The 12310-nt window shown below is 62.2% G+C and carries 10 protein-coding genes; 7 read left to right on the top strand and 3 right to left on the bottom strand.

The window, feature by feature from the left end:
* Window positions 1–223: 223 nt before the first annotated feature.
* Window positions 224–487 (top strand): hypothetical protein, encoded by a 264-nt coding sequence (locus LXM55_RS27320; RefSeq protein ID WP_016962894.1) that lies wholly within the window; start codon window positions 224–226, stop codon window positions 485–487.
* A gap of 65 nt (window positions 488–552) precedes the next feature.
* The gene (gene aac(6'), locus LXM55_RS27315) at window positions 553–999 is read left to right on the top strand and encodes an aminoglycoside 6'-N-acetyltransferase (RefSeq protein WP_233323245.1); all 447 of its coding nucleotides are present in this window, start codon (window positions 553–555) and stop codon (window positions 997–999) included.
* Here the strand turns inward: aac(6') and LXM55_RS27310 are convergent, their stop codons facing one another.
* Both LXM55_RS27310 and LXM55_RS27305 read right to left on the bottom strand, forming a co-directional pair.
* Entirely contained in the window at window positions 1000–2103 is a 1104-nt protein-coding gene (locus LXM55_RS27310; RefSeq protein ID WP_060841469.1) for a GlxA family transcriptional regulator, read from the bottom strand.
* A gap of 424 nt (window positions 2104–2527) precedes the next feature.
* A complete protein-coding gene (locus LXM55_RS27305) occupies window positions 2528–3904 on the bottom strand; it encodes an L-serine ammonia-lyase (protein ID WP_233323244.1) in 1377 nt (458 codons plus the stop codon).
* A gap of 427 nt (window positions 3905–4331) precedes the next feature.
* Between LXM55_RS27305 and LXM55_RS27300 the strand changes: the two genes are divergently transcribed.
* The 3 genes from LXM55_RS27300 (at window position 4332) to choV (ending at window position 7365) form a co-directional block, all read left to right on the top strand.
* Window positions 4332–5279 carry a choline ABC transporter substrate-binding protein gene (locus LXM55_RS27300; protein ID WP_233323243.1) on the top strand — a complete coding sequence of 316 codons (948 nt, stop codon included), beginning with the start codon at window positions 4332–4334 and terminating at the stop codon, window positions 5277–5279.
* A gap of 65 nt (window positions 5280–5344) precedes the next feature.
* Window positions 5345–6190 (top strand): choline ABC transporter permease subunit, encoded by an 846-nt coding sequence (gene choW / locus LXM55_RS27295; RefSeq protein WP_233323242.1) that lies wholly within the window; start codon window positions 5345–5347, stop codon window positions 6188–6190.
* The gene (gene choV, locus LXM55_RS27290) at window positions 6187–7365 is read left to right on the top strand and encodes a choline ABC transporter ATP-binding protein (protein WP_233323241.1); all 1179 of its coding nucleotides are present in this window, start codon (window positions 6187–6189) and stop codon (window positions 7363–7365) included. Before choW ends, choV begins: the two co-directional genes overlap by 4 nt.
* Before the next feature lie 219 nt (window positions 7366–7584).
* Here choV and LXM55_RS27285 read toward each other — a convergent pair whose 3' ends face one another.
* Window positions 7585–9537, bottom strand: a complete 1953-nt coding sequence (locus tag LXM55_RS27285) for a BCCT family transporter (protein ID WP_233323375.1) — start codon at window positions 9535–9537, stop codon at window positions 7585–7587.
* A gap of 486 nt (window positions 9538–10023) precedes the next feature.
* Here LXM55_RS27285 and betI point away from each other — a divergent pair, with 486 nt between their 5' ends.
* Both betI and betB read left to right on the top strand, forming a co-directional pair.
* Window positions 10024–10617, top strand: a complete 594-nt coding sequence (gene betI, locus LXM55_RS27280) for a transcriptional regulator BetI (RefSeq protein ID WP_185697116.1) — start codon at window positions 10024–10026, stop codon at window positions 10615–10617.
* A 108-nt stretch (window positions 10618–10725) separates the two neighbouring features.
* A complete protein-coding gene (gene betB, locus LXM55_RS27275) occupies window positions 10726–12198 on the top strand; it encodes a betaine-aldehyde dehydrogenase (protein WP_233323240.1) in 1473 nt (490 codons plus the stop codon).
* Window positions 12199–12310: the final 112 nt, after the last annotated feature.

Raw genomic sequence — 12310 nt, 5'->3', positions numbered from 1 at the left:
GCGCTACCTCTTATGCCGCCAGGAGACAGGTCAAACAAGGCGGAAAAATCTGAAATGCAAGTCAGATCCATAGCTGCGCGACGACCGGTTCCAGGCCACCGACTTAGCCGAAAACGACCTGTTCATAGGTAAACGGGCCATCACGACAATCTGCCCTTGCTGCCACCCGGACGCCCTACCAGAATCGACTGACGACCACGCTCCCTGAACAAGGATAAAAGTCATGATGCATGCGGATCTGATTGACCAGGACGACCTGCTGGGACAACTCCGGGCCCTGGGTTTCGAAATGCCCGCAGGCGCCAGCGCCGAGCAGGCCTGCGAATGTGCGGTAAGGGGTTTGAGCGACGCGCGGGCCAAGGCGCTCAAGGGCATGGTGGAGCAGATGCTCACCGGCAATGCGACCATTCTTCCGGCGGTGCGCCAGGCCATCGACCGTCAGTTGCTGCCGGCGCTGGCCGAGTACCTGCAACACAAGCGCGCGTGAATGTCCCCAACGCCTGAGTCGGTTGCTAGAGTCCGCTCTCCCCAGACCGACACAGGCAACCCCTCATGATCCGCATTCAACCCGGCGCCCTCAGCGAACAATCCGGCTGGCTGCAATTACGCCGGGCCCTATGGCCCGACTGCCCGCCGCAAGAACACCAAGCTGAAATCCGCCAGATGCTGGCAGAGCCCCAGCGCTATGGCTGCTGGTTGGCCCATGGGGCAAACGGGGTGGCGGTGGGACTGGCCGAGGCGGCGTTGCGCCACGACTACGTCAACGGCACCGACAGCTCGCCAGTGGTCTTTCTCGAGGGGATCTATGTAGCGCCCGAGTATCGCCGCCTGGGCATCGCCCAGCGGCTGATCGAGCAGGTGGCGGCATGGGGACGGCAACAAGGCTGCGTGGAACTGGCCTCGGATACCAGCCTGGACAATCTGCCCAGCCAGACCCTGCACCGCGCGCTGGGTTTCGAGGAAACCGAGCGCGTGGTGTATTTCAAGAAACGCCTGTGACTACAGGCGCACGCTGGCGAAGGTCGATTCGTTGCGCGCCTGGCTCAGGGCCGACAGCGGCCCGGACAGCGGCGCCAGGACCATTGCTTGCGGCAACGGCATCATCGCCACCTGCTGGGTGGTGTTGGAGCCGATGCGCTCGTCACGCGGTGGAATACCGAAGTACTCGCGGTAGCACTTGGAGAAGTGCGGCGTGGAAACAAAGCCACAGACCGAAGCCACTTCGATGATCGACATCGGCGTCTGCTTGAGCAGTTGCCGGGCACGGATCAGCCGCAGCTTGAGGTAGTAGCGCGACGGCGAACAGTGCAGGTACTTCTGGAACAGCCGCTCCAGCTGACGCCGGGACACGGCGACGTAGACCGCCAGTTCATCGAGGTCGATCGGCTCTTCGAGGTTGGCCTCCATCAGCGCGACGATTTCCTGGAGCTTGGGCTGGTTGGTGCCGAGCATGTGCTTGAGGGGCACGCGCTGATGATCCTGTTCGTTGCGGATACGCTCGTAGACGAACATTTCCGAGATCGCCGCCGACAGCTCGCGGCCGTGATCGCGGCTGATCAGGTGCAGCATCATGTCCAACGGCGCGGTGCCGCCGGAGCTGGTGAAGCGGTTGCGGTCGAGGGTGAACAGGCGGGTGCTCATGGCGACCCGGGGAAAGGCTTCCTGCATCGACGCCAGGCATTCCCAGTGCACGCTGCAATCGAAACCATCCAGCAGGCCGGCGCAGGCCAGGGCCCAGCTGCCGGTGCATACCGCGCCCAGGCGGCGGGACTGGCGCGCCTGGCTTTGCAGCCAGGACACATGTTCACGGGTCACGGTGCGCTGGATACCGATACCGCCGCAGACAATCACGGTATCGAGGCTGGGGGCTTTGTGCATGGAGGCATCGGGGGTGATCTGCAGGCCGTCACTGGCCCAGACCTGGCCACCGTCGACGCTGAGGGTGGTCCAGCGATACAGCTCGCGACCGGACAGTTGGTTGGCCATGCGCAGCGGTTCGACTGCGGAAGCCAGGGAAATCAGCGTGAAATTGTCCAGCAGCAGAAAGCCGATGGATTGAGGCGCACGGTTCTGGGGTTGGGCCCCGGAGTTGAACGACGTCATCGCGATATCTCCTCACACAAAGCGGGTGATGGCCTCAGGCGGAGGCTCTTTTTATGTGCCCTGCGACTCAAGAGAGGCGGGCTTGGTATTCACAGAGCAATTGCCATGCCTAAAGTTGAATGGGCATTCAAGAACTCCTGAAAACGACGTCGCAACGCGTCTACATAGCCCTTGTCAATGTGCGGATAAGAAGCACGCAAAGCGCCGCGCCAGACACTGGCACAGGAAACCGTGAGCAGTTCGGTAGCACTTGCGCGACAGACACTTCGCCGCCGGGTGGGCGAGTGTCACTCAAAGCACAACCAGGCATCGGCCGTGGGGGCGGCCCGACTCGCCGGGCGACTTGTCTATTCACGACGCGCCAAAAGGTGGCGCGCCGCTGGGTTAGTGAGCAATTAGCGCGCGCCGCTTGCCCAGCCCGCACTCAACACTCCACCGCACTCACCGCCAGGCCGCCACGGGAGGTTTCCTTGTATTTGTCGTGCATGTCAGCGCCGGTATCGCGCATGGTGCGAATCACCCGGTCCAGGGAGATGAAGTGCTGGCCATCGCCGCGCAAGGCCATCTGCGCGGCATTGATCGCCTTGACCGCGGCAATCGCATTGCGCTCGATGCACGGCACCTGGACCAACCCGCCCACTGGGTCGCAGGTCAGGCCCAGGTTGTGTTCCAGGCCGATTTCCGCGGCATTGCACAACTGCTCCGGGGTCGCCCCGAGAATCTCCGCCAGCCCCGCCGCCGCCATGGCACAGGCCGAGCCCACTTCACCCTGGCAGCCGACTTCGGCACCGGAGATCGAGGCGTTCTTCTTGCACAGGATGCCGATGGCCGCCGCGCCGAGGAAGAAATCCACCACGTTGGCGTCGGTCACGTCTTCGCTGAATTTCATGAAGTAGTGCAGCACCGCCGGAATGATGCCCGCCGCGCCGTTGGTGGGCGCCGTCACCATGCGCCCGCCAGCGGCGTTCTCTTCGTTCACCGCCAGGGCGAACAGGTTGACCCACTCCATGGCGCTCAAGGTGGAGCCGATCACATTGGGCTTGTTCAATTCCTGCAGGCTGCGGTGCAACTTGGCCGCGCGGCGGCGCACATTGAGCCCGCCGGGCAGGATGCCCTCGTGCTTGAGGCCCTGCTCCACGCAATCCTGCATGGCGCGCCAGAGCGCCATCAGGCCGCTGCGGATCTCCTCTTCCGAACGCCAGACCTTCTCGTTGGCCAGCATCAGTTCGGCAACCCGCAGGTTGTGCTTCTGGCACAGGCCCAGCAGTTCCACCGCACTGGAAAAATCGTAAGGCAGCTCGCTGCGGTCCAGGTCCGCGACGCCGCTGTTGGCCTGGGCCTGGTCGACGACAAAACCACCGCCCACCGAATAGTAGGTATCACGGTGCAACTCCCCGCCCTCGCCTTCGGCCACCAGGGTCATGGCGTTGGGGTGGAACGGCAGGTTGCGGTCCAGCAGCTGCATGTCCCGGGACCAGATGAAAGGCACCGGCAGGCGCCCGTCCAGCAACAGGGTGTCGGTTTCCCGCAGCTGTTCGATGCGAGCGCCGATCAGCGACGGATCGATCGCATCCGGCCACTCCCCCATCAACCCCATGATCACGGCATTGTCGCTGCCGTGGCCGATGCCGGTGGCCGACAGCGAGCCAAACAGCTGCACCTCGACCCGCCGCACCTGCTCCAGCAGTTGCCTTTCCTTCAATACCTGGACGAACAGCGCTGCTGCGCGCATGGGCCCGACGGTGTGGGAACTGGAGGGGCCGATGCCGATCTTGAACAAGTCGAAAACACTGATAGCCATTACTGCGGAACTCCTCGTTGAGCACAGTCCGGACGCCGGAAACGCCCTCTGACGGAGCTGCTACGCTCAAGCTGCAATCCGCCGAGAAGGGCGCATCATCAGGCTTTTTCGGGGTCCCTCGACGTCTGACACCGACCCACTCATGCCCACTAACGCCGCCAGGCGTCACGCTGGGTTTTTGGGCGTTTTTTGCGGCTCAGATGGAGGAAAAAACAGCGAAAAACACTGTAAGCGACCTCACCGACACTGGATGCGACCCTCCCTGTACTGGATACGACGCACCCTGTAGGCGACAGATTTTCACTGGTACATGATCAGTCTCGACTCGATTGCAAGGCACGGTGGTAGAGCTGTTCCCGACACACCAACCGCCACACTTATAAGCGCGGTCCAAACGCCGCCAAAAAAACATCCAGGAGTCCCCCCTATGAAAGGTTCCCCGTCGTTGTTGTTGGCCGCCATGCTGAGTCTGCCGCTTCTGGCACAAGCCGCAGAACCGGCGCAATGCAGCACCGTAAACTTCTCCGATGTCGGCTGGACCGATATCACCGTGACCACCGCCACCACCAGCGTTGTGCTCAACGCCCTGGGCTACAAGACCAAGACCACGATGATTTCCGTGCCGGTGACCTACAAGTCCCTGGCCGACGGCAAGAACATGGACGTGTTCCTCGGCAACTGGATGCCGACCATGGAAAACGACATCAAGCCGTACCGCGACGCCGGCACCGTGGCCACCGTGCGGGCCAACCTGGAAAACGCCAAGTACACCCTGGCGGTTCCCGAGTCGCTGTATGACAAGGGCCTGAAGGACTTCGCCGACATCGTCAAATTCAAGAAGGAACTGGACGGCAAGATCTACGGCATCGAGCCGGGCAACGACGGCAACCGCACCATCCAGACCATGATCGACAAGAACGCCTTCGGCCTGAAGGACGCCGGTTTCAAGGTCGTGGAGTCCAGCGAGGCGGGCATGCTGTCCCAGGTCGAACGCGCGCAGCGCCGTGACACCGCGGTGGTGTTCCTGGGCTGGGAACCGCACCCGATGAACACCCGGTTCAAGATGAAGTACCTGACCGGGGGCGACGAATTCTTTGGCCCCAACTTCGGCCAGGCCACCATCTACACCAACACCCGCAAGGGCTATGCCGAAGAATGCAGCAACGTCGGCCAGCTGCTGAAGAACCTGTCGTTCACCCTGAACATGGAAAGCACCCTGATGGGCAACGTGCTGGACGACAAGATGAAGCCTGACGCGGCCGCCAAGGCGTGGCTGAAACAGAACCCTCAAGTGCTCGACACCTGGCTCGCCGGGGTGACCACCATTGACGGTAAACCCGGCCTGGAAGCCGTGAAAGCCAAGCTTGCGCAGTAATCGTTTACGCCGGGCGGGCTCGCCCGCCCGGGCTGTTTTTTCCTTGCATGCGGACGTTCAATACCATGCTCACTGATCAGAAAATCCCCCTGGGCCAGTACATCGCGGCTTTCGTAGAGTGGTTGACGAAGCACGGCGCCAGCATCTTCGACGCGATCGCTACCACCCTGGAAACCATGATCCACGGCGTGACGTTCGCGCTGACCTGGTTCAACCCCCTGGCCCTGATCGGCCTGATCGCCCTGCTGGCGCACATGATCCAGCGCAAATGGGGCCTGACTGTATTTGTCGTGCTGTCGTTCCTGCTGATCCTCAACCTGGGGTACTGGCAGGAAACCATGGAAACCCTGGCCCAGGTGCTGTTCGCCACCCTGGTTTGCGTGGTCATCGGCGTGCCGCTGGGAATCGTTGCCGCGCACAAGCCGCTGTTCTACACCATGATGCGTCCGGTGCTCGACCTGATGCAGACCGTTCCCACCTTCGTCTACCTGATTCCGACCCTGACCCTGTTCGGCCTGGGCGTGGTGCCCGGACTGATCTCCACCGTGGTGTTCGCCATCGCCGCGCCGATCCGCCTGACCTACCTGGGCATTCGCGATGTTCCACAAGAGTTGATGGACGCAGGCAAGGCCTTTGGCTGCTCGCGCCGTCAGTTGTTGTCGCGCATTGAACTGCCCCACGCCATGCCGAGCATCGCCGCCGGTATTACCCAGTGCATCATGCTGTCGCTGTCGATGGTGGTGATCGCCGCCCTGGTAGGCGCCGACGGCCTGGGCAAACCGGTGGTCAACGCACTCAATACCGCGGACATCGCCCTGGGCTTCGAAGCCGGCCTGGCGATCGTGCTGCTGGCGATCATGCTCGACCGCATCTGCAAACAACCTGAAGCCAAAGTAGGGGGTGACGCATGAGCATAATCCGCTTCGATAACGTCGACGTTATCTTCTCCAAGGACCCTCGCGAAGCACTCAAGCTGCTGGACCAGGGCATGACCCGCAACGAGATCCTGAAAAAGACCGGACAGATCGTCGGCGTGGAGAAAGCCAGCCTGGACATCCAGAAAGGCGAGATCTGCGTGCTGATGGGGCTGTCCGGCTCCGGCAAGTCCAGCCTGCTGCGCTGCATCAACGGCCTCAACACCGTGAGCCGCGGCAAGCTGTTCGTCGAACACGAAGGCAAGCAGATCGACATTGCCTCCTGTACCCCCGCCGAACTGAAGATGATGCGCACCAAGCGCATCGCCATGGTGTTCCAGAAGTTCGCCCTGATGCCCTGGCTGACGGTGCGCGAGAACATCAGCTTCGGCCTGGAGATGCAGGGCCGCCCCGAGAAGGAACGGCGCAAGCTGGTGGACGAGAAACTCGAACTGGTGGGCCTGACCCAGTGGCGCAACAAGAAGCCCGACGAGCTGTCCGGCGGCATGCAGCAACGGGTCGGCCTGGCCCGCGCACTGGCCATGGACGCCGACATCCTGCTGATGGACGAACCCTTCTCGGCCCTCGACCCGCTGATCCGCCAGGGCCTGCAGGACGAACTGCTGGAGCTGCAACGCAAGCTGAGCAAGACCATCGTATTCGTCAGCCACGACCTGGACGAAGCGCTGAAACTGGGCAGCCGCATCGCCATCATGAAGGACGGGCGGATCATCCAGTACAGCAACCCGGAAGAGATCGTGCTCAATCCCGCGGACGACTACGTGCGCACCTTCGTCGCCCACACCAATCCGCTGAACGTGCTCTGCGGGCGCAGCCTGATGCGCAGCCTGGACAACTGCAAGCGGGTCAACGGTTCGGTGTGCCTGGACCCGGGTGGCGATTCCTGGCTCGACCTGGCAGACGGCAACACCATCAAGGGCGCCCGGCGCAACGGCTCGCAGCTGGACCTGCAGAACTGGGTTCCGGGACAGGCGGTGGAAGAACTGGGCCGGCGCCCGACCCTGGTCGACTCCAACATCGGCATGCGTGACGCCCTGCAAATCCGCTACCAGACCGGCAACAAACTGGTGCTCCACGACAACCAGAAAGTCGTGGGCATCCTTGGCGACAGCGAGCTTTACCACGCGCTGCTCGGCAAGAACCTGGGTTAAGCAGCAGACACAAAAACGCCGCGAGCAATCGCGGCGTTTTGCTTGGTACAGCACGAAATGCGTGAGGCGAGGGAGCTTGCTCCCGCTCGGGGGCGACGCAACCGTAAAGCCTGGCTCGGCGAGTTGACTGCCGGAGCCCGATTGCAGTCACTGGGGTGGCGGTGCCACCCAGCGGGAGCAAGCGCCCTCGCCACAGCGTCGCACCGCCCTTTTCAACACTCAGCTATAGACACGGCCGAGGAGCTGCCGATGGCTTTCGAACTGATCGAGCACATCACGGGTGATCTGTTCCTGGGTGAAGCCCATCAAGTCGTACTCCTGGCTGCCGTTGTGCAGGTACACCTCGGCGCGGTAGAAACGGCTGCGCACTTCGCTGTCCGCCCCTTCCGGCTGGGCCGATTCGCTCGGCGCCGCCAGGTAGCCGTCCAGGCTCACTTCATAGACGAAGGGATTGCCCTCCTCCATTTCCACCCGCAGGCCCAGCAGGCTCTTGGACTTGCCCAGGTTGGCCTGCACTTCATGGCCCAGGTTGCGCAATTGCGCGGCGGCTTCCTGCAGGGCCGGGCTGATGTGCTTGTCCATGTAGCGCTGGACCACCGACTGGGTCGGTTGCAGGTCCAGCTGGCTCAGGCGCTCGCTGAAACCGCGACGGCCGCGCTCGGCCAGTTGCGCTTGTTCCTGCTCGATCTGCACGTCCTGGCGCATGGCCTTGTGCAAGCCGAACATGAAGCAGATCAGCACCACCGAGAACGGCAGGCCGGCCAGCACCACCATGGTCTGCATGGCTTCGAAGTTGCCGGCGAACAGCAGCCCGATGGTCACCAGGGTGATCACCACCGACCAGAAGATCCGCAGCCAGTGCGGGGCGTCTTCGTCGACGTTGCCGCCCTTGCACGAAAGGTTGGCCATCATCACCGCGCCGGAGTCGGCCGGGGTCAGGAACAGCACGAAGCCGACGAAGATCGACACACCGATGACAATCTTCGACGCCGGGTAGTGCTCAAGCAGCTGGTAGATCGCCATGGAGGGCTGTTCCAACGCCGTCTTGCCCAGCTCCACCGCTCCCTGGTTGACCACCAGGTCCAGCGCCGAGTTGCCGAAGATCGACAGCCAGGCCAGGGTGAAGCCCAGGGGAATCAGCAGCACGCCGGCCACCAGTTCACGCACCGTACGCCCACGGGAAATACGCGCGATGAACATGCCCACGAATGGGGCCCAGGAAATCCACCAGGCCCAGTAGAACAGGGTCCACAGGCCCAGCCAGCGGTCGGACTTGGCGCTGTCGCCTTCGTACACGTAGAGGTCGAAGGTCTTCAGCACCACACCGTTCAGGTAGTCGCCGATGTTCTGCACGAAGCCGTTGAGCAGGTGCAAGGTCGGGCCGAACAGCAGGACGAAGATCAACAAGCCGCTGAACAGCACGATGTTCAGGTTGGACAGGCGGCGAATGCCGTTTTCCACGCCGGACACCGCGGCGATGGTGGCCACCGTGCTCATGACGATGATCACGATCAGCAGGTTGGTGTTGCTGTGCTCCATGCCGAACAGGTTTTCCAGGCCCGAAGACACCTGCATCGAGCCGATCCCCAGGTTGGTCACCAGGCCCAGCAGGGTCACGAACATGCCGAAACCGTCCACCGCGTGGCCGGCCGCGCCCTTGACCCAACGCTCGCCCACCAGCGGGTACAACGCCGAACGCAACGCCAGCGGCTGGTTATGCCGATAGGCGAAATACGCCACCGCCAACCCCACCAGCGCATAGATCGCCCAACCGTGCAGGCCCCAGTGCAGGAAGGTCAGCTGCAACGCCTGGCGTGCCGCCAGGTTGCTGCCGGGTACGCCTTCGGGCGGGTTGAAGTAGTGATCCAGCGGCTCGGAAGCGCCGAAGTACAGCAGCGAAATGCCGATACCCGAAGAGAACAGCATCCCGGCCCAGGCGCCGTAGCTGAAGTCCGGGGTGTCTTGCTTGGTCCCCAGCTTGAGCTTGCCGTAGGAGGAGAACGCCAGGCCCACCACGAACACCAGGTAAGCGGCGATCACCACCATGTAGTACCAGCCGAAGCTGCGGGACAACCAGGCCTGGGCAATGCCCAGCAATCTGCCGGCCTCTTGCGGGGCGATGATCAGAATGGCGGTCAACAACAGAATCAGCGCGGTGGAGGTGTAGAACACCCAACCGTTGACCCGCACCTTCTCCGGTGGGGTCTTTATAAGAGAGGCAGAACTCATTGCACAGATGCTCCAGGCAGTGCGAGAGAAGGACACAAGGCAACACCGCACCCGACCAATCGGTTAGTTGGCAGCCGATCATCGGGTGATATAAAGACACCCCGAAAAAGCCCGAAACCGCAAAAGCCGCGTTGCGCACCCGCATCCAAGGTCAGTGACGAACCTGCAGCTCGTCGTCTGTTCCCCGGAGCGTCCTGCCCCTTCAACACGTCCTTACTCTTGCCGGTCCACGCCATGCCACGTGTAAGTTTTGGGCTATTTCGGAGGTCGTTTTCCCGCCGTCCGCGAGTAGGAAAACCTCCCCAGGCAGCGACGATTTGTCGCAGATCTTATTCTTTGTTGATTGAACGTTCAATCAAAACAAAATAGACTGGCCCACAAGTCGACCGGCGTCATACGCCCGCCGACAGGCCTAAGGAGAGGTATCAGATGCCCAAGGTCGGTATGCAACCCATACGCCGCCAGCAATTGATCGAAGCCACGCTGCAAGCGGTCGATCAGGTCGGAATGGGGGACGCCAGCATTGCGCTGATCGCCCGTTTGGCCGGTGTTTCAAACGGCATCATCAGTCACTACTTTCGGGACAAGAACGGCCTGATCGCAGCGACGATGGGTTACATCATGAGCATGCTCAATGAAGGCGTCAGAGCACGCCGCCTGGCCCTGACGGACGACAGCCCGCGCGCTCACCTGAAAGTGATCATCGAGGGCAACTTCGATGCCAGCCAGGTGAACGGCCCGGCAATGAAAACCTGGTTGGCCTTCTGGGCTTCCAGCATGCACCAGCCCGATTTGCACAGGTTGCAGCGGATCAACGACCACCGCTTGTATTCCAACCTGTGTTGCCAGTTCCGCCGTGCCCTGCCGCTCTACCATGCGCGCAAGGCAGCTCGCGGCCTGGCGGCTTTGATCGACGGTTTGTGGTTGCGTGGTGCCTTGTCGGGTGATGCATTCGACACCGACCAGGCGATACGGATCGCTTACGAATACATGGATCTACAACTGGCTAAGCAGGAGCGCTAGAGCACAAAAGAGACGCTCGGCCCCTGACCCGCCACTGATCAACGTGCCCTGAACTTCGGGACACGCCCGGTGGTCAAGCCCACTACTTAATGCACTTGCGAGGACACTATGGCCCGTTTCGAACTGCAAAAACTCTACATCGACGGCGGCTACACCGATGCCGGCAGCGACGCCACTTTCGATGCCATCAACCCGGCCAACGGTGAAGTTCTCGCACAAGTGCAGCGTGCGACCAAGGAAGACGTGGAACGCGCCGTGGTCAGCGCCGAAAAAGGCCAGAAGATCTGGGCCGCCATGACCGCCATGGAGCGTTCGCGCATCCTGCGTCGCGCCGTGGAAATCCTCCGCGAGCGCAACGACGAACTGGCTGCTCTGGAAACCCTGGACACCGGTAAAGCCTTCTCCGAAACCAAGTACGTGGACATCGTCACCGGCGCCGACGTGCTGGAATACTACGCAGGCCTGGTACCGGCCATCGAAGGCGAGCAGATCCCGCTGCGCACCACGTCCTTCGTCTACACCCGTCGCGAACCCCTGGGCGTGGTCGCCGGCATCGGCGCCTGGAACTACCCGATCCAGATCGCCCTGTGGAAATCCGCGCCAGCCCTGGCAGCCGGTAACGCGATGATCTTCAAGCCAAGTGAAGTGACCTCGCTGACCACCCTGAAACTGGCCGAGATCTACACCGAAGCCGGCGTACCGGCTGGCGTGTTCAACGTCCTGACCGGCAGCGGCCGCGAAGTCGGCACCTGGCTGACCGAACACCCGCGCATCGAGAAAGTCTCCTTCACCGGCGGCACCGACACCGGCAAGAAAGTCATGGCCAGCGCTTCCAGCTCCTCGCTGAAAGACGTGACCATGGAACTGGGCGGTAAATCGCCGCTGATCATCTTCGACGACGCCGACCTGGATCGCGCCGCCGACACTGCGATGATGGCCAACTTCTACAGCTCCGGTCAGGTCTGCACCAACGGCACGCGCGTGTTCGTACCGAGCCACCTGAAAGCCGCTTTCGAAGCCAAGATCGCCGAGCGCGTTGCGCGCATCCGCATCGGCAACCCGGAAGACGAAAACACCAACTTCGGTCCGCTGGTCAGCTTCCCGCACATGGAAAGCGTGCTGTGCTACATCGCCAAGGGCAAGGAAGAAGGTGCCCGCGTACTGTGCGGCGGCGAGCGCCTGACCGACGGCGAATTCGCCAAGGGTGCCTTCGTTGCCCCGACCGTGTTCACCGACTGCACCGACGACATGACCATCGTCCGTGAAGAAATCTTCGGCCCGGTCATGGCGATCCTGACTTACGAAACCGAAGAAGAAGTGATCCGCCGCGCCAACGACACCGACTTCGGCCTGGCCGCCGGTATCGTCACCAAGGACCTGAACCGCGCCCACCGCGTGATTCATCAGCTCGAAGCCGGTATCTGCTGGATCAACGCCTGGGGCGAATCCGACGCCAAGATGCCGGTCGGCGGCTACAAGCAGTCGGGTGTTGGCCGTGAGAACGGCATCAGCTCGCTGAACAACTTCACCCGCATCAAGTCGGTGCAGGTCGAGCTGGGCGACTACGCCTCGGTGTTCTAAGCAGCGGCAAGCAGCTAGCTACAAGCGGCAAGTACAGGCCACAGCCTTGCTTGCCGCCCGCTCCCCATTTCCTGCCAAGCCTGCTTCGCCGCTGTTTCTTGCCGCTTGAAGC

Origin of the sequence: Pseudomonas sp. Au-Pse12, from assembly GCF_021341665.1 — a bacterium.
Classification (GTDB): Bacteria; Pseudomonadota; Gammaproteobacteria; order Pseudomonadales; family Pseudomonadaceae; genus Aquipseudomonas.
Note: the sequence above shows the minus strand (reverse complement) of the source record. Positions and strands in the feature narration are given on the sequence as shown.

Coding starts and splice junctions, on each gene's coding strand:
- LXM55_RS27320 (WP_016962894.1), top strand. CDS start 224: ATGATGCATGCGGATCTGATTGACCAGGACGACCTGCTGGGACAACTC.
- LXM55_RS27310 (WP_060841469.1), bottom strand. CDS start 2,103: ATGACGTCGTTCAACTCCGGGGCCCAACCCCAGAACCGTGCGCCTCAA.
- LXM55_RS27305 (WP_233323244.1), bottom strand. CDS start 3,904: ATGGCTATCAGTGTTTTCGACTTGTTCAAGATCGGCATCGGCCCCTCC.
- LXM55_RS27300 (WP_233323243.1), top strand. CDS start 4,332: ATGAAAGGTTCCCCGTCGTTGTTGTTGGCCGCCATGCTGAGTCTGCCG.
- choW (WP_233323242.1), top strand. CDS start 5,345: ATGCTCACTGATCAGAAAATCCCCCTGGGCCAGTACATCGCGGCTTTC.
- choV (WP_233323241.1), top strand. CDS start 6,187: ATGAGCATAATCCGCTTCGATAACGTCGACGTTATCTTCTCCAAGGAC.
- betI (WP_185697116.1), top strand. CDS start 10,024: ATGCCCAAGGTCGGTATGCAACCCATACGCCGCCAGCAATTGATCGAA.
- betB (WP_233323240.1), top strand. CDS start 10,726: ATGGCCCGTTTCGAACTGCAAAAACTCTACATCGACGGCGGCTACACC.